Raw genomic sequence first — 16,891 nt, 5'->3', positions numbered from 1 at the left:
ATGACTGAGCGTAACCAACGCAAAGTATACACAGGCCGTGTTGTGTCTGACAAAATGGACAAAACCGTTACAGTAATGGTTGAAACTCAAAAGAAGCACGCACTTTATGGCAAACGTGTAAAATACTCTAAGAAATTTAAGGCTCATGATGAGCAAAACGAAGCTAAAATGGGCGACATCGTTCGCATCATGGAAACTCGTCCGCTATCAGCTACTAAACGTTTCCGCGTATTGGAAATTGTAGAAAAAGCGGTTATTATCTAATTTAAATAATTTCGGAACCTAAGAAATTCCGAAGGGAGGTAACCTAAGTGATCCAACAGGAAAGTCGTTTAAAAGTTGCAGACAACTCGGGTGCTCGTGAAGTACTAGCGATTAAAGTACTTGGTGGTTCTGGTCGTAAGACTGCAAACATCGGTGACGTAATCGTTTGTACCGTGAAGAAAGCAACACCAGGTGGCGTTGTTAAGAAGGGTGAAGTCGTTAAGGCTGTCATCGTTCGCACGAAAAGCGGAGCTCGCCGTAAAGACGGTACTTACATCAAATTTGATGAAAATGCATGTGTTATCATTCGTGACGACAAAGGTCCACGCGGAACACGTATTTTCGGACCTGTTGCACGCGAACTACGCGACAACAGTTTCATGAAGATCGTTTCACTTGCTCCTGAAGTTCTTTAATAAATCAATGTGCCATACCAAGGAGGTGCGACAGAATGCATGTTAAAAAAGGCGATACAGTTAAGGTAATCTCAGGTAAAGACAAAGGCAAAACAGGTGTTGTTTTATCTGCTCTACCTAAGAAAGACCGCGTGCTTGTTGAAGGTATCAATATCATCAAGAAGCATACAAAACCGAACCAGGCAAACCCACAAGGTGGAATTGTCAGCCAAGAAGCAGCAATTCACGTTTCTAACGTTATGTTACTTGACCCTAAATCCGGCGAGCCGACTCGTGTAGGATACAAGGTTGAAGATGGTAAAAAAGTTCGTGTTGCAAAAAAATCCGGTGAAAAATTAGATAAATAAAATTCCTGAATGAAGGGAGGTACACACATGAACCGCCTAAAAGAAAAATATGTGAATGAAATCACTCCTGCTCTAGTGAGCAAGTTTGAATATAAATCAGTAATGCAAACACCGAAAGTTGATAAAATCGTTATCAACATGGGTGTGGGCGAGGCTGTCCAAAACACTAAGTCACTTGACTCAGCTGTTGAAGAATTACAAACGATCACTGGTCAAAAACCAGTTATTACTAAAGCTAAGAAATCTATCGCTGGCTTCCGTCTTCGTGAAGGTATGCCAATCGGATGTAAAGTTACACTACGCGGAGAGCGTATGTATGACTTCCTGGATAAATTGATTGCTATCTCACTTCCACGTGTTCGTGACTTCCGTGGGGTTTCGAAGAAATCTTTCGACGGCCGCGGCAACTACACACTTGGTGTGAAAGAACAGTTAATCTTCCCTGAAATCGATTATGATAAAGTTTCGAAAGTACGCGGTATGGACATCGTAATTGTAACAACTGCGAACTCTGATGAAGAAGCTCGTGAGTTATTAACACAATTCGGAATGCCGTTCCAAAAGTAAATATGAGGGAGGCGTAAACGTGGCTAAAAAATCTATGATCGCAAAACAAAAACGCACGCCAAAGTTTAAAGTACAAGAGTACACACGCTGTGAAAGATGCGGACGTCCGCATTCAGTATTACGCAAATTTAAACTTTGCCGTATTTGTTTCCGTGAACTTGCATATGTGGGACAAATTCCTGGCGTGAAAAAAGCCAGCTGGTAATCCCCTAATTTGGGAAGGAGGTAAATGTAATGACAATGACAGATCCGATTGCAGATATGCTGACACGCATCCGTAATGCGAACATGGTTCGTCACGAGAAATTAGAGCTTCCAGCTTCTAATGTGAAAAAAGAGATCGCTGAAGTTCTTAAGCGTGAAGGTTTCGTTCGTGACGTTGAGTACGTTGAGGATGACAAACAAGGCATGATCCGCATTTTCTTAAAATACGGTGCTAACAACGAACGCGTTATTACTGGTTTGAAACGTATTTCTAAACCAGGACTACGTGTATATGCTAAAACTGATGAGGTGCCACGTGTACTAAACGGTCTTGGTATCGCTTTAGTCTCTACATCACAAGGTTTGGTAACTGATAAAGAAGCCCGCGCGAAAAAAATCGGCGGAGAAATCATAGCATACGTTTGGTAATAAACAACAAACGAATGGAGGTGCAACAGAATGTCACGTGTAGGTAAAAAACCAATTGAGGTTCCTGCTAACGTTACGATCACTATTGCTGACAATAACGTCGTAACTGTAAAAGGCCCTAAAGGCGAGTTAACTCGTACTTTCAATAAAGATATTGCAATTACAGTAGAAGAAAACGTACTAACAGCGACACGTCCTTCAGATTCGAAAGAACACCGCACAATCCACGGTACAACTCGTGCTTTGTTAGCGAACATGGTTCAAGGAGTTTCAGAAGGATTCGAGCGTACGCTTGAATTAGTCGGTGTCGGTTATCGTGCACAATTACAAGGCCAGAAGCTAGTTCTTAACGTTGGATACTCTCACCCGGTAGAATTTACTCCGGAAGAAGGAGTTCAAGTTGAAGTTCCTGCTAACACGAAGGTCGTTGTAAAAGGTATCGATAAAGAACGCGTTGGAGCTCTTGCTTCAAACATCCGTCAAACACGTCCACCAGAGCCATATAAAGGCAAAGGTATTCGTTATGAAGGTGAAGTTGTTCGCCGCAAAGAAGGTAAGACAGGTAAATAATGCTGCTTAGGCAGGCTGAAAGGAGTGACCTCAGTGATTACGAAACTCGATAAAAACGCATCTCGTAAAAAACGTCATGCACGCGTACGTTCTAAAATTACGGGTACAGCAGAACGCCCACGTTTAAACGTATTCCGTTCAAATAAATACATTTACGCTCAATTGATCGACGATACTAAAGGCGTTACACTTGTTAGTGCTTCATCTATGGAAAAAGATTTCACAGGCGAATCTACTGGCAACTTGGAAGCTGCTGCAAAAATCGGCGAAACAATCGCTAAACGTGCAACTGAACAAGGCTTAAACTCAATCGTTTTCGACCGCGGTGGTTATTTATATCACGGACGTATCAAAGCTCTTGCAGAAGCAGCACGTGAAAACGGTTTACAATTTTAAAAGAAGGAGGGACACATTTCATGCGTCGTATTGATCCAAACAAACTTGAACTTGAAGAACGCGTAGTTACGATTAACCGCGTAGCGAAAGTTGTAAAAGGTGGACGTCGTTTCCGTTTCTCCGCATTAGTTGTTGTAGGCGACAAAAATGGTAAAGTCGGTTTTGGTACTGGTAAAGCACAAGAAGTTCCAGATGCAATCCGTAAAGCTATTGAAGATGCGAAGAAAAACTTAATCGAAGTACCTATGGTTAAAGGTACAACTCCACACTTAGTAACTGGTCGTTTTGGTGCAGGCCAAATTCTTATCAAACCAGCTTCACCTGGTACTGGAGTTATTGCAGGCGGACCTGTTCGTGCGGTACTTGAATTGGCTGGAGTACAAGACATCTTGTCTAAATCTCTAGGTTCAAGCACACCAATCAACATGGTACGTGCTACTATTAACGGTTTAACTCAACTGAAGAGCGCTGATGAAGTTGCAAAACTTCGCGGTAAAACTACAGAAGAGCTATTAGGATAAGGAGGGAAAATTACATGGCTACTAAACTAGAAATTACCCTCACAAAATCAGTAATCGGTTCAAAACCAGCACAACGTAAAGTTGTTCAAGCTTTGGGCTTGCGTAAAATGCATCAAACAGTTGAGCAGCAAGATAATGCCGCTATCCGTGGTATGATCACTAAAGTCGCTCACTTAGTAACTATCAAAGAAGTTTAATCCCTGATTTCTATAGAAGGAGGTGCCAAACCACATGAAACTTCATGAATTAAAACCAGCAGAAGGTTCACGCAGTTCTAGAAAGCGTATCGGACGCGGTATCGGTTCAGGTACTGGTAAAACAGCAGGTAAAGGTCATAAAGGACAAAACGCACGTTCAGGCGGCGGAGTTCGTCCTGGATTTGAAGGTGGACAAAACCCATTGTTCCGTCGTTTGCCTAAACGTGGATTTACGAACATTAACCGTAAAGACTACGCTATTGTGAACCTTGATGTATTGAACCGTTTCGACGAAGGCACAGAAATTACACCTGCATTGTTAATCGAATCAGGTGTCGTGAGCAACGAACGTTCAGGTATCAAGATTCTTGGTAACGGAAGCTTAGAGAAAAAATTGACTGTTAAAGCTCACAAATTCTCTGGATCAGCTAAGGAAGCAATCGAAGCTGCTGGCGGACAAACTGAGGTGCTTTAATGTTTCAGACAATCTCCAATTTTATGCGCGTGACTGATATTCGAAATAAAATCATCTTTACATTACTGATGCTCATCATTTTCCGTATCGGAACTTTCATTCCGGTACCGAATGTTGATGCGGATGTACTGCAAGCTACCGATCAAGCTGGCTTGATTGGATTCTTAAATACTTTCGGTGGTGGCGCCCTTGCTAACTTTTCGATTTTAGCAATGGGAATTATGCCATACATTACAGCATCGATCATTGTGCAATTATTGCAGATGGATGTTGTACCGAAATTTGCTGAGTGGGCGAAACAAGGAGAAGTCGGAAGACGGAAACTTGCTCAATTCACTCGCTACTTCACAATTGTATTAGCCTTTATCCAAGCGATTGGAATGTCTTATGGGTTTAACCAAATTTATGGTGGCTCTTTGATTCAAGATGACTCGATTATGACCTATGTGGTAATCGCGATTGTCTTAACTGGCGGTACAGCATTTCTACTGTGGCTTGGTGAGCAGATTACGGCAAAAGGTGTGGGGAACGGTATTTCGATTATCATCTTCGCTGGGATTGTCGCTGCAATACCTGGAGCTATCAACCAATTATATGCACAGCAGATTGAAGGAGCTGGCGATCAGCTTCCAATCAATATCGCTATCATGGCGTTGCTTGCATTAGCAGTTGTTGCTGTTACAGTATTGGTCATTTATGTTCAGCAAGCGCTGCGCAAAATTCCAATTCAGTATGCAAAACGAGTTGCTGGCCGTGGCCAAACAACGAGTGCACAACAGACGCATTTGCCTTTGAAAGTAAACGCGGCCGGAGTTATCCCGGTAATCTTCGCAGTGGCGTTCATCATTACGCCGCAAACCATCGCTTCTTTCTTTGGTGCCAACGCGTTTACAGATGCAATCCAGAATACATTTGATTATACGCGTCCGGTCGGCATGATCATTTATGTCGCTTTGATCGTAGCATTCACTTACTTCTATGCATTCATTCAGGTTAACCCTGAAAACGTGTCGGACAACTTGAAAAAGCAAGGTGCTTATATTCCAGGAATCCGTCCGGGTAAAAATACGCAAGATTATTTAACAAGTGTGTTATACCGTTTAACATTTGTCGGCGCTATCTTCTTGGCACTGATTGCCGTAATGCCAATTTTCTTCATTAACCTTGCGGGCTTGCCCCAATCGGCACAAATTGGCGGAACGAGTCTTCTAATTGTCGTAGGTGTAGCACTTGAGACAATGAAACAACTGGAATCTCAGCTTGTTAAACGTCATTATAAAGGCTTTATGAAATAATCAATGGGCGCTTAGGAACGTGAAGACGTTCCTTGTCCAATTGTCTGAGGGGGCAAACGTATGAATATCGTATTAATGGGTCTGCCTGGTGCCGGCAAAGGTACTCAAGCAGACAAAATTGTTGAGAAGTACGACATCCCTCATATTTCTACAGGTGATATGTTTCGCGCTGCTATCAAAGGCGGAACGGAACTAGGCTTGGAAGCAAAATCGTTCATGGATAAGGGTGCATTAGTACCTGATGAAGTGACTATCGGTATCGTCCGTGAGCGTCTTAGCGCTGCGGATTGTGCAGAAGGCTTTCTATTAGACGGCTTTCCGCGTACAGTCCCACAAGCTGAAGCGCTGGAATCTCTTCTTGTCGATCTCGGCAAAAGAATCGAGCATGTCGTAAACATCCAAGTTGAACAAGACGAACTTGTCAAACGATTAACGGGTCGCCGTATCTGTAAAGTTTGTGGAACAGCTTACCATCTTATTTTCAATCCTCCTCAAGTTGAGGGTGTGTGCGATAAAGACGGCGGCGAACTCTACCAACGTGCAGACGACAATCCAGAAACCGTCACAAACCGTTTAGAAGTAAATATCCAACAAACTCAGCCGCTTCTTGATTTCTATGAAAGCAAAGGCGTGTTGAAAAATATAAATGGACAGCAGGACATTCAAAAAGTATTTGCTGACATTGATGCTCTTCTAAAGGGCGACCGAGGCTAAATCTTCGGCGCCGGGCGCAGTTAGTTGCCTCCATGTGGCTTTAAGGAGCACCGGAGATATGAATTTTCGAGAGCTGCAAAAGCATAAAATGCCTGGTTATATGAAATCCGGTGCAGATTGCTCCAGACCATGTCTGAACCGTGCAATCCCGCACTGGAAATAGTATAATGGGTTTCGTGGAAGCATCTGTGTAACGGGTTTGGAACTCATCCTAGGCAGTCCGGGCGGTCGAGGATTCATGAGGCAGACTGGCTTAACCGGATTACCCCCTATTCGCTGCTATGCGGAAAGCGGAACTCGGAGACTGTCTTTCAACTGTCACTCATGCATTCCTGGTGAATGAATACTATTATTCAATCAGCAAATACTGTTTGAAGATGAGAACCTGATTTGTATACAGAAGGGAGACTGGGTCGATGGCGAAAGACGATGTAATTGAAATCGAAGGAACAGTCGTTGAGACTTTGCCTAACGCGATGTTTAAAGTGGAACTGGAGAACGGCCATACGATTCTTGCGCATGTATCTGGCAAGATCCGCATGCACTTCATCCGCATTCTGCCAGGAGATAAAGTTACAGTGGAACTCTCTCCTTACGATTTAACACGCGGTCGTATCACATACCGTTTTAAATAATCTTTTGCACTCCGGACTACTAAGGAGGTTGGGTTAGATGAAAGTGAGACCATCTGTGAAACCGATCTGCGAAAAATGTAAAGTTATTCGCAGAAACGGTAAAGTAATGGTAATCTGTGAAAATCCGAAACATAAACAAAGACAAGGCTAATAAGAAGGAGGTGCATCATACACATGGCACGTATTGCTGGTGTTGATATTCCGCGCGACAAACGCGTTGTTATTTCATTAACATACATTTTCGGTGTTGGTAAAACTACTGCTCAGAAAGTACTTGCAGGAGCTGGTATCTCAGAAGATACTCGCGTACGCGATCTTACTGAAGACGAGTTGAACAATATCCGTGAACAATTGGATCAATACAAAATTGAAGGTGACCTTCGCCGTGAAGTTTCAATGAACATCAAACGTTTGATGGAAATTGCTAGCTTCCGAGGTATCCGCCACCGTCGTGGACTTCCAGTTCGCGGACAAAATACGAAGAACAATGCGCGTACGCGTAAAGGTCCTCGTAAAACTGTAGCTAACAAGAAAAAATAATCAGTAAAGGAGGTTTCTTCTTAACATGGCACGTAAACAACAAACTCGTAAGCGTCGTGTGAAAAAGAATATCGAATCAGGTATTGCTCACATCCGCTCAACATTTAACAACACAATTGTTACGATTACAGATATGCAAGGGAACGCAGTATCATGGTCAAGCGCTGGTGCTCTAGGATTTAGAGGTTCACGTAAATCTACACCTTTCGCTGCTCAAATGGCTGCAGAAACCGCTGCTAAAACGTCAATCGAACATGGTCTTAAAACTTTAGAAGTTACTGTTAAAGGTCCTGGTTCAGGCCGTGAAGCTGCAATTCGTGCACTTCAAGCTGCTGGACTAGAAGTTACTGCAATCAGAGACGTAACTCCAGTTCCTCATAACGGTTGCCGTCCGCCTAAACGCCGTCGCGTGTAATCGTTAATTCTGAATGGGATTTTTGAACATCACGACTTGCTGGATGGATCTAAATCGTAACGAAAGTCTGTGACTATCGAATTCTTGATGAAACGAAAAAACACCGACGTTTTGAAGGAGGGTAAAATGAATGCTCGAAATAGAAAAACCAAAGATTGAAACGGTTGAGATCAGCAATGACGCCAAATTTGGCAAGTTTGTTGTTGAACCCCTTGAGCGTGGATATGGAACCACTTTAGGAAACTCCTTACGTCGAATCTTACTTTCATCTTTACCAGGCGCTGCTGTTACTTCAATTCAAATTGATGGTGTGTTGCACGAATTCTCCACTGTTGAAGGTGTAGAAGAAGATGTTGCGTCAATCATTTTGAACATAAAGAAACTGGCTCTTAAAATTTACTCTGACGAAGAAAAAGTCATTGAAATTGATGTTAAAGGTGATGGAACGGTTACGGCTGCAGATATCACTCACGATAGTGACGTGGAAATTCTGAATCCGGATCTATATATTGCATCAATCGCTAAAGGTGGCCATCTCCGTATGCGCATGTATGCGAACAGAGGCCGCGGATATGCCCGTGCAGATCAGAACAAACGTGAAGATCTTCCGATCGGCGTTATCCCGATTGACTCTATTTACACTCCAGTTTCACGCGTTAATTTCCAAGTTGAAAATACACGAGTAGGTCAACTCGCTAATTTCGATAAATTATCTCTTGATGTTTGGACAGATGGAAGCATTGGTCCGAAAGAGGCAATTGCACTTGGGGCAAAAATTTTCACTGAGCACTTAAACATTTTCGTTGGTTTGACTGATGAGGCACAAACGGCTGAAATCATGGTTGAAAAAGAAGAAGACCAAAAAGAAAAAGTCTTGGAAATGACAATCGAAGAACTTGATCTTTCGGTTCGCTCTTACAACTGCTTGAAACGTGCGGGTATCAATACGGTACACGAACTGGCAAGCAAGTCGGAAGACGACATGATGAAAGTCCGCAACCTTGGACGCAAATCACTAGAAGAAGTTAAAGTGAAGTTGGAAGATTTAGGACTAGGCCTTCGCAAAGAAGACTGATTGCCTTAAATTCTGATCCGAACTATTCAACAAAGGAGGGAAACTTCAATGAGAAAGCTTCAACGTACAAGTTCTCAACGTAAAGCACTATTACGTGACCTTACAACAGACTTAATCGTACACGAACGCATTCAAACGACTGAAGCTCGTGCGAAAGAAGTGCGTTCAACTGTAGAAAAAATGATTACGCTTGGTAAACGTGGAGATATCCATGCACGCCGTAAAGCTGCAGCATATATTCGTCGTGAGCTAGTAACATCTACGGACGCTGAAGGTAACGAAAACACAATCTTTGCTTTGCAAAAATTGTTTGATGACGTTGCTCCACGCTACGCAGAACGCCAAGGCGGTTACACGCGCATCATGAAAATGGGGCCTCGTCGCGGAGACGGCGCACCGATTGTCATTATTGAATTAGTTTAATTTGAATTACGGGGAGAGGGTTAACGCCCTCTTCTTTTAGCATAATGATTTATACGACATATATGAAAAGCTGAGTGTTATGATGAGCGAGCCGAAAGGCGGCGTCTTGTCTAGCTCTACGCACCTCATTCAACCCTGGCTTAAGCAACCGGGGAGCCATAGAGACAGAAAAGCGCATTTCTCTGAATGAGGTGCGCGCTTTTTTTATTTATACCAATATTTACAGATGCTTAGGAAACCGAGTAGAGTAGAGATGAGAACAGCCAGAGGAGGTTAGCTGAGATGACTTTGAACATAATGTCTTTTGAAAATGTGACATTTACATATATGCCAGATGATGAAACAGTAAAGCCGGCAGTTGAAGGACTTTCCTTTTCCATTGAACAAGGGGAGTGGATCGCTCTCGTGGGCCATAACGGTTCCGGGAAATCCACTATTGCGAAATTGATGAACGGATTGCTGTTTCCGCAAAGCGGCACAGTGACTACGATGGAACAGAAGATGTCTGAAGAAAGCCTATGGGAGATCCGTTCGCAGATGGGCATGGTCTTTCAAAATCCGGACAATCAATTTGTGGGAGCAACGGTGCAAGATGACGTAGCTTTCGCTTTGGAAAACAACGGCGTCCCGCATGCAGAAATGGTACAGCGCGTGCATGAGTCGCTGCGGCAAGTGAAGATGGAAGATTACCTGAATCATGAACCGCACCACCTCTCAGGGGGCCAGAAGCAGCGTGTGGCAATTGCAGGGGCACTTGCATTGCGTCCGAGGCTCCTGATCTTGGATGAAGCGACTTCGATGCTCGATCCGCAAGGGCGCATGGAAGTGATTGAGACCATCCGGGAATTGCGGAAAGAGACCGGTTTGACGGTTATCTCAATTACCCATGATTTAGAGGAAGCGGCATTGGCGGATCGCATCATCGTGATGAATGCGGGCCATAAGCAATTGGAAGGAACGCCGGAAGCTGTATTCTTCGCGGGTAATAAATTAACGGATCTTGGACTGGATTTGCCGTTTGCGATGCGGATGTCAAAGCTCTTAACGGAAGCCGGCGTCCAATTGAGCAGTGAACATATGTCAGAAGACGGGCTGGTGGAGGATTTATGGACATTCTACTCCAAGAAGTAGGCTATAGCTATGCTGAAAATACGCCTTTTGAGAAAAGGGCGCTGCATCATGTGAACATCCACATTCCTTCGGGATCTTATACAGCGATTATCGGCCATACGGGATCCGGGAAATCGACCGTTCTACAGCATTTAAATGCGTTATTGAAACCGACAGAAGGATCCGTCATCATTGGCGACCGTAAAGTGGAAGCGGGCGTTAAAGCGAAAAACCTACGGGATATCCGCCGGCAAGTGGGGATCGTCTTTCAATTTCCGGAACAGCAATTATTTGAAGAAACGGTATTAAAAGATATCATGTTTGGGCCGATGAATTATGGCGTGCCGGAAGAAGAGGCAAAACGGCGGGCTGTTGAATTAGTGGCTCAACTGGGGTTGCCGCCGGAAGTGCTTGAAAAGTCGCCATTTGATTTGTCCGGAGGGCAGATGCGCCGAGTAGCCATTGCAGGAGTCCTAGCGATGGAACCGGAAGTGCTGGTGTTGGACGAACCGACGGCAGGGCTTGATCCAAGAGGGCGCCGGGAGATTATGGATTTATTCCATCAATTGCATGTGCAAAAAGGGCTGACGACGGTATTGGTGACGCACAGCATGGAAGATGCTGCGCGGTATGCCGATCAAATCGCGATTATGCATAACGGAAAATGCGTCGTATCCGGAGAGCCGAGAGACATTTTTGCGAATGAAGAACAATTGATGGATTACCGGCTAGAGCCGCCGCGGACCGTGAAATTACAGCGGATGTTGGAAGAAAAGCTGGGAATCGAATTGGACGGGATTTCGTTGACCGAAGAAGTTTTGGCGAAGAATATCGCGTTGGCTCTTGCGAAAGGGCGTGGCGCTGAATGATGGAGAAAATGATTTTCGGACGGTTTATTCCGGGAGACTCATTGGTTCACCGTTTGGACCCACGAGCTAAAATCCTATTTGTCTTCCTGTTTATCGCTATCGTCTTTGTGGCGAATAATGCCCTGACGTATTTGCTTTTGTTGATATTCACTTTGCTCGTGGTCTTTTTATCGAAGATTCGTTTGTATTTCTTGATTAATGGATTAAAGCCGGTCTTTATTTTATTGATCTTTACGTTTCTTTTGCATATCTTCTTCACAAAAGAAGGGGATGTGCTGTTCAGCTTCTGGTTCGTTGAAGTGTATGAAGAAGGCTTAAAGCAAGGGATATTCATTTCCATCCGGTTCTTGGTTCTGGTGTTCATTACGAGCATCCTGACCTTGACCACATCGCCGATTTCGATTACGGACGGGATTGAAGTGCTGCTGGGGCCGTTTAAGCGGGTTAAATTGCCTGTGCATGAATTGGCCTTGATGATGTCCATTTCGCTGCGCTTTATCCCGACCTTAATGGATGAAACTGGCAAGATTTTAAAAGCACAGATGGCAAGAGGTTCGGATATCGGCTCAGGTCCGATCAAAGAGCGCATCAAAGCGGTTGTGCCACTTTTGATCCCGTTATTTGTCAGTGCGTTCAAACGGGCAGAAGATTTAGCGACAGCCATGGAAGTGCGGGGCTATCGCGGCGGCGAAGGGCGGACACGCTACCGGCAGCTGGATTGGCGGCTGATTGACAGTTTGAGTTTATTGCTGCTAGCTGGGTTTACGGCTGCACTTTGGTATTTCCGCACTTAAGGAGAGAAAGCATGAAACGATTAAAAGCGAAAATCGCCTACGACGGTTCAGGATTTGCAGGATATCAAGTTCAGCCGGAATCTAGAACCGTTCAGGCAGAATTAATGAAAGTCCTAAAAACCATCCATAAGGGAGAAACGATTCAAGTGGTGGCGAGCGGGCGCACCGATTCAAAAGTGCATGCCACGGGGCAAGTGATCCACTTTGATACGCCTCTATTGATTCCGATGAGCGGTTGGCTGAAAGCGCTGAATGTTTTATTGCCGGAGGATATTCGGGTGTTCGAGATTGAAGAGGCAGATCCAGCGTTTCATGCACGCTATCATGCGGCGGGCAAGACGTACCGCTATAAATGGGACCGCAGTTCAATCATTAGTCCGTTTACCCGGAATTATATGGTTCATGTCAAACAGAAGCCAGATGTTGAAGAAATGCGGAAAGCGGCGGAAGCGGTTCTTGGGACGCATGATTTCTCGAGTTTCTGTGCCGCGAATACGGCTGTAGTGGATAAAGTGCGGACTGTTCGCCGCCTGGAATTCGAAGAGCATGGGGAAGAATTGCATATGGTGATCGAAGGTACAGGGTTCCTCTATAATATGGTGCGGATTATTGCAGGTACGATGATGGAAATCGGAACGGGGCGCAGGGAGGCTTCGGAGATGGCTGGAATCATCGCCGGAGCGGATCGCAGTTTGGCTGGTAAAACCGCGTCAGCACACGGTTTATACTTGGAAAATGTGGAGTATGAAAGCTGAAGCAACTTTTCCTGGTGTTTTTATAAAAACCCTTGACTTTAAGAGCTATCCATTATATGATGATGTATGGTATTTTCATTACCCCCACGATATGCCCCGGAAGGTTATTTGTGTTTAGGGATAACGAAAAAACGGAACAACGGAACTATAGGAACATGTGATTTTAAAAAAGAGATGATATATTAGGAGGACAATATACATGCGTACAACATTCATGGCTAAAGGTCACGAAGTCGAGCGTAAATGGTTAGTTGTCGATGCAGAAGGGCAAACTCTTGGACGTTTAGCTTCTGAAGTCGCTTCAATCTTACGCGGTAAATACAAACCAACATTCACACCAAACGTTGACACAGGTGATCACGTGATCATCATCAACGCTGACAAAATCCACTTAACTGGTAAAAAGTTAACTGACAAAATCTACTATCGCCACACACAATTCAGCGGCGGGTTGAAACAGCGTACTGCACTTGAAATGCGCACAAAATACCCAACGAAAATGCTTGAATTGGCTATCAAAGGGATGCTTCCTAAAAACTCTTTAGGACGTCAAATGTTCAGAAAACTACACGTTTATGCTGGACCAGAACATGCTCACCAAGCACAACAACCAGAAGCTTACACGCTTCGCGGATAATCATTAGTAAATAAGAGGAGGATACACCTTTGGCACAAGTTCAATATTTAGGTACAGGTCGCCGTAAAAACTCAACAGCTCGCGTACGTTTAGTACCAGGAGACGGCACAATTACAATCAACAACCGTGACGTATCGGACTACGTTCCATACGAAACACTTGAGCAAATCATCAAACAACCATTAGTAGCTACTGAAACTCTTGGAAGCTATGATGTACTTGTAAACGTAAGAGGCGGAGGCTTCACAGGTCAAGCTGGAGCAGTACGCCACGGAATTGCACGCGCTCTACTTACTGTAGACCCTGCTTTCCGTCCAGCACTTAAATCTGCTGGATTGCTAACTCGTGACCCACGTATGAAAGAACGTAAGAAACCAGGTTTGCGTTCAGCTCGTCGTGCACCACAGTTCTCAAAACGTTAATATTACAGAAACCCCTTTTCTCTTTTGGAGAAAAGGGGTTTTATTTTGCTTTGAAACTGGTAGAACGGTACTGCTTTCAGGAATGAAAATGAGCGTCACCGCTTTTCTGAGTGTCCAGCTGCGGTGCCCAGCTCTTCGGGTCATAAGCCGATCCGGCTGTGCAGCAAATAAACGCCGCTTCGCCGAATCGGCTTATGCCGGTCAGAGCTAAGCGGGCACCTCCGCTTTTCTAAGTCGCATTAGATTTAATTTAAAAGTCGGTATGTTATACTTTAGGGTGAGCAAAAGTGATAGGGAGTGTATGAGATATGTTGACTGAAGTACAAGTTCGCGAATTACTCGGAGAGCTTCAAGATCCGTTTTTACATAGATCGCTGACTGAGACAAACGGCATTACGTCCGTGAAGATAAAAGAAGAGAAAAACCACGTAAGTGTGAAACTGGCGATTGCGAAAGCGAATACACCGGAACAGATGCAGCTTCAGATGAAAGTGGTCGAAGTGCTAAAAGGAGCGGGAGCAGGATCTGTCGGAATCCGTTTCGAAGAATTGCCGCCTGAAGCTTTGGCGCAATTCCGTGGAACTGCCAGCGAATCGGAAGCACAAGATTTATTATCTCCGCTGAATAAAGTTGAATTCATTTCGATTGCCAGCGGTAAAGGCGGCGTCGGTAAATCAACAGTATCGGTCAACTTGGCTGTAGCGTTAGCGCGCCTCGGCAAAAAAGTTGGTTTAATCGATGCGGACATTTACGGATTTAGTGTTCCAGACATGATGGGAATCGACAAATCCCCGGTTGTGCGCGGCGATACGATTATTCCGGTAGAACGTTTCGGCGTGAAAGTCATTTCAATGGGATTCTTCGTTGAAGACAATATGCCGGTTGTGTGGCGCGGCCCAATGCTCGGGAAAGTCTTGGACCAATTCTTCCGTGATGTAGAATGGGGCGACCTGGACTATCTTCTATTGGACCTTCCACCAGGGACTGGAGACGTAGCGCTAGATATCCACCAGATGCTTCCTGCATCTAAAGAGATCGTTATTACTACTCCTCACCCGACTGCGGCATTTGTTGCTGCACGTGCAGGAGCGATGGCGATTCAAACCGATCATGAAGTACTAGGCGTCATCGAAAACATGTCTTGGTTTGAAAGCAAAGAAACAGGCAAGAAAGAATATTTATTCGGACAAGGCGGCGGTCCGAAACTTGCAGAAGAATTGCAAGCGCCATTGCTGGGCCAGATCCCACTTGGCCAGCCGGATTGGAACGAAGAAGATTTTGCGCCTTCCGTCTACTTGGAAGATCATCCAACTGGAAAGATCTACGGCGAAATTGCTGAACAGATCCTTGCGCAGTTTGCTAAAAAACAATAATGATGAACCCGATTGCCGATGCCGGCTCTCGGGTTTTTCTTCTATATATGGCAAATTGTCACGACTTTCAAGCTTTGTTCACATCTTACCTGAGAGCTCAATGGATTTTTCCTCTGGGGGTTGGTACAATCTTAAGAGGATTTTAAACAATGGAGGCATTGATGTGACGATACGAAATTGGGTCAAATTTTTTTTTAAAGCGCTTTTAATCGGTGGAGGAGTAACTGGGGTACTAGGATTATTCATTCGCTGGGATGATATATTTTCACAAGCAGTAGCGGACGGCGCCTGGGGCGAAGTATTGGCAGGCTTTGTCTGGATGGTCATTATCGGTTTAACGATGAGCATCATCAGTCAGCTTTGTTTCTTTGCCTACTTGACGGTTCACCAAATCGGCATGAACATTTTCCGTACACTGCGGCTATGGAACTGGGTGCAGCTGTTGATCATTGCAGTAGTCATTCTCGATTTGATCGTGTTCCGTTTTGCACCTAACGCGGAAACGGTCGGACAAGTTTGGCTCTACGGCGTATTGCTGGCGATTTTATTAATCACAGCTGTGGTAACAGCTTACTTCAAAGCGAAATGGACAAACAAAGACACGTTCATCTCAGCTTTATTCTTCATGATCGTCATTACTACCGTAGAATGGCTGCCTGCATTGATGGTGGAGGCAGGGAATATCGATAGCTGGGTAACTTTGCTGTTGTTCCCATTCTTAGCAGTCAACGCATATCAATTACTGGTACTGCCAAAATACAATCAGCAGTCGGATATCGACCGCCAGAGATTGGAAGAGCGGCGAGCAGCTCGTAAAGCAGCGGCTCAAGCAACTGCAAAAAAATAAAAAAAGCGTTTTGAACTTCTCTATATAGAAGAAGTTCAAAACGCTTTTTCTTATAAGAAAGGAATAAACGAAATCGAAGAAGAAAACGAAACTGCCAACAAATAAAATTTCAGAAAAGTATTACTTTCTAAAATCTCGCTCATTCGGTTATTAAAATCGCTGATTGTAATTCCTTAAAAACGCGGTGCAATAAGGTTTTATAGAAAGGAATTCAAGAATGAAGAAAATGAAAAAAGAACTTCGGTAAAAAGTTTTTCAAAAGTGTTGACAGGAATATAAACATGCTTTAATATAATAAAAGTCGCCAAGCAACAACGAACAACACAAATAATAACGGCGGCAACATGAACCTTGAAAACTGAACAGCAAAACGTCAACAATATCGGCAACGGACCTTCGGGTCCCGCGCCACAACTTACTGATCAGGCTTAGCCAGATCAAAGCGAATCGTGCGTCTTTTCGGAGACGGCGATGCGCCAGCATTGAGCAATCAATACTACTCTATAATGGAGAGTTTGATCCTGGCTCAGGACGAACGCTGGCGGCGTGCCTAATACATGCAAGTCGAGCGGAACACTTGGAGCTTGCTCCAAGCGTTTAG

27 protein-coding genes and 1 rRNA gene are annotated in these 16,891 nt (G+C 44.4%); all 28 read left to right on the top strand.

What is annotated here, in order from left to right; all coding sequences use genetic code 11:
- Positions 1–264 carry a 30S ribosomal protein S17 gene (rpsQ, locus tag NFU07_RS16705; protein ID WP_052654109.1) on the top strand — a complete coding sequence of 88 codons (264 nt, stop codon included), beginning with the start codon at positions 1–3 and terminating at the stop codon, positions 262–264.
- A 47-nt stretch (positions 265–311) separates the two neighbouring features.
- Entirely contained in the window at positions 312–680 is a 369-nt protein-coding gene (gene rplN, locus NFU07_RS16700) for a 50S ribosomal protein L14 (protein ID WP_052654106.1), read from the top strand.
- 35 nt (positions 681–715) lie between these two features.
- Positions 716–1,027, top strand: coding sequence for a 50S ribosomal protein L24 (gene rplX, locus NFU07_RS16695; protein ID WP_235197814.1), 312 nt, complete (start codon positions 716–718; stop codon positions 1,025–1,027).
- Positions 1,028–1,054: 27 nt separating this feature from the next.
- Positions 1,055–1,594 (top strand): 50S ribosomal protein L5, encoded by a 540-nt coding sequence (rplE, locus tag NFU07_RS16690; protein WP_036803924.1) that lies wholly within the window; start codon positions 1,055–1,057, stop codon positions 1,592–1,594.
- 19 nt (positions 1,595–1,613) lie between these two features.
- On the top strand, positions 1,614–1,799 hold the full coding sequence (gene rpsN, locus NFU07_RS16685; protein ID WP_006828941.1) for a 30S ribosomal protein S14: 186 nt from the start codon (positions 1,614–1,616) through the stop codon (positions 1,797–1,799).
- Between the two features lie 29 nt (positions 1,800–1,828).
- Positions 1,829–2,227 carry a 30S ribosomal protein S8 gene (gene rpsH / locus NFU07_RS16680; protein ID WP_052654104.1) on the top strand — a complete coding sequence of 133 codons (399 nt, stop codon included), beginning with the start codon at positions 1,829–1,831 and terminating at the stop codon, positions 2,225–2,227.
- 30 nt (positions 2,228–2,257) lie between these two features.
- Positions 2,258–2,797 (top strand): 50S ribosomal protein L6, encoded by a 540-nt coding sequence (gene rplF / locus NFU07_RS16675; protein ID WP_235197815.1) that lies wholly within the window; start codon positions 2,258–2,260, stop codon positions 2,795–2,797.
- 33 nt (positions 2,798–2,830) lie between these two features.
- The gene (rplR, locus tag NFU07_RS16670; RefSeq protein WP_251480205.1) at positions 2,831–3,193 is read left to right on the top strand and encodes a 50S ribosomal protein L18; all 363 of its coding nucleotides are present in this window, start codon (positions 2,831–2,833) and stop codon (positions 3,191–3,193) included.
- A 20-nt stretch (positions 3,194–3,213) separates the two neighbouring features.
- A complete protein-coding gene (gene rpsE / locus NFU07_RS16665; RefSeq protein ID WP_052654093.1) occupies positions 3,214–3,714 on the top strand; it encodes a 30S ribosomal protein S5 in 501 nt (166 codons plus the stop codon).
- Between the two features lie 14 nt (positions 3,715–3,728).
- Positions 3,729–3,911, top strand: coding sequence for a 50S ribosomal protein L30 (gene rpmD / locus NFU07_RS16660; protein WP_052654090.1), 183 nt, complete (start codon positions 3,729–3,731; stop codon positions 3,909–3,911).
- 34 nt (positions 3,912–3,945) lie between these two features.
- Positions 3,946–4,386, top strand: coding sequence for a 50S ribosomal protein L15 (gene rplO / locus NFU07_RS16655; protein ID WP_052654087.1), 441 nt, complete (start codon positions 3,946–3,948; stop codon positions 4,384–4,386).
- Entirely contained in the window at positions 4,386–5,681 is a 1,296-nt protein-coding gene (secY, locus tag NFU07_RS16650; RefSeq protein ID WP_235197818.1) for a preprotein translocase subunit SecY, read from the top strand. The genes rplO and secY overlap by 1 nt, the downstream gene beginning before the upstream one ends.
- A gap of 60 nt (positions 5,682–5,741) precedes the next feature.
- Positions 5,742–6,395: an adenylate kinase gene (locus NFU07_RS16645; RefSeq protein WP_251480203.1), complete on the top strand. Its 654-nt coding sequence runs from the start codon at positions 5,742–5,744 to the stop codon at positions 6,393–6,395.
- Positions 6,396–6,811: 416 nt separating this feature from the next.
- Positions 6,812–7,030 (top strand): translation initiation factor IF-1, encoded by a 219-nt coding sequence (gene infA, locus NFU07_RS16640; RefSeq protein ID WP_006828950.1) that lies wholly within the window; start codon positions 6,812–6,814, stop codon positions 7,028–7,030.
- A gap of 37 nt (positions 7,031–7,067) precedes the next feature.
- The gene (gene rpmJ / locus NFU07_RS16635) at positions 7,068–7,181 is read left to right on the top strand and encodes a 50S ribosomal protein L36 (RefSeq protein ID WP_006828951.1); all 114 of its coding nucleotides are present in this window, start codon (positions 7,068–7,070) and stop codon (positions 7,179–7,181) included.
- Positions 7,182–7,204: 23 nt separating this feature from the next.
- Positions 7,205–7,570, top strand: a complete 366-nt coding sequence (rpsM, locus tag NFU07_RS16630) for a 30S ribosomal protein S13 (RefSeq protein ID WP_052654076.1) — start codon at positions 7,205–7,207, stop codon at positions 7,568–7,570.
- A gap of 25 nt (positions 7,571–7,595) precedes the next feature.
- Entirely contained in the window at positions 7,596–7,985 is a 390-nt protein-coding gene (rpsK, locus tag NFU07_RS16625; protein WP_052654071.1) for a 30S ribosomal protein S11, read from the top strand.
- 130 nt (positions 7,986–8,115) lie between these two features.
- On the top strand, positions 8,116–9,060 hold the full coding sequence (locus NFU07_RS16620; RefSeq protein WP_052654068.1) for a DNA-directed RNA polymerase subunit alpha: 945 nt from the start codon (positions 8,116–8,118) through the stop codon (positions 9,058–9,060).
- A gap of 48 nt (positions 9,061–9,108) precedes the next feature.
- Positions 9,109–9,483, top strand: a complete 375-nt coding sequence (rplQ, locus tag NFU07_RS16615) for a 50S ribosomal protein L17 (protein WP_052654065.1) — start codon at positions 9,109–9,111, stop codon at positions 9,481–9,483.
- Positions 9,484–9,765: 282 nt separating this feature from the next.
- Entirely contained in the window at positions 9,766–10,614 is an 849-nt protein-coding gene (locus NFU07_RS16610) for an energy-coupling factor ABC transporter ATP-binding protein (RefSeq protein WP_251480201.1), read from the top strand.
- Positions 10,590–11,462: an energy-coupling factor ABC transporter ATP-binding protein gene (locus tag NFU07_RS16605; protein ID WP_251480199.1), complete on the top strand. Its 873-nt coding sequence runs from the start codon at positions 10,590–10,592 to the stop codon at positions 11,460–11,462. The genes NFU07_RS16610 and NFU07_RS16605 overlap by 25 nt, the downstream gene beginning before the upstream one ends.
- The gene (locus NFU07_RS16600) at positions 11,459–12,256 is read left to right on the top strand and encodes an energy-coupling factor transporter transmembrane component T family protein (protein WP_251480197.1); all 798 of its coding nucleotides are present in this window, start codon (positions 11,459–11,461) and stop codon (positions 12,254–12,256) included. The genes NFU07_RS16605 and NFU07_RS16600 overlap by 4 nt, the downstream gene beginning before the upstream one ends.
- 11 nt (positions 12,257–12,267) lie before the next feature.
- Positions 12,268–13,011 (top strand): tRNA pseudouridine(38-40) synthase TruA, encoded by a 744-nt coding sequence (truA, locus tag NFU07_RS16595; protein ID WP_251480195.1) that lies wholly within the window; start codon positions 12,268–12,270, stop codon positions 13,009–13,011.
- Positions 13,012–13,210: 199 nt separating this feature from the next.
- Positions 13,211–13,648: a 50S ribosomal protein L13 gene (gene rplM, locus NFU07_RS16590; protein ID WP_235197823.1), complete on the top strand. Its 438-nt coding sequence runs from the start codon at positions 13,211–13,213 to the stop codon at positions 13,646–13,648.
- Between the two features lie 29 nt (positions 13,649–13,677).
- Positions 13,678–14,070, top strand: a complete 393-nt coding sequence (gene rpsI, locus NFU07_RS16585; RefSeq protein ID WP_033542771.1) for a 30S ribosomal protein S9 — start codon at positions 13,678–13,680, stop codon at positions 14,068–14,070.
- A 308-nt stretch (positions 14,071–14,378) separates the two neighbouring features.
- The gene (locus NFU07_RS16580) at positions 14,379–15,443 is read left to right on the top strand and encodes an Mrp/NBP35 family ATP-binding protein (protein ID WP_052654045.1); all 1,065 of its coding nucleotides are present in this window, start codon (positions 14,379–14,381) and stop codon (positions 15,441–15,443) included.
- Between the two features lie 163 nt (positions 15,444–15,606).
- Positions 15,607–16,290, top strand: a complete 684-nt coding sequence (locus NFU07_RS16575; RefSeq protein ID WP_251480193.1) for a KinB-signaling pathway activation protein — start codon at positions 15,607–15,609, stop codon at positions 16,288–16,290.
- Between the two features lie 503 nt (positions 16,291–16,793).
- Positions 16,794–16,891, top strand: a 16S ribosomal RNA gene (locus tag NFU07_RS16570); the annotation flags it as partial.

Source organism: Planococcus sp. NCCP-2050 (assembly GCF_023708025.1).
Taxonomy (GTDB): Bacteria; Bacillota; Bacilli; order Bacillales_A; family Planococcaceae; genus Planococcus.
The sequence above is the reverse complement of the archived record's forward strand: the minus strand, read 5'-3'. Positions and strand labels throughout refer to the sequence as shown.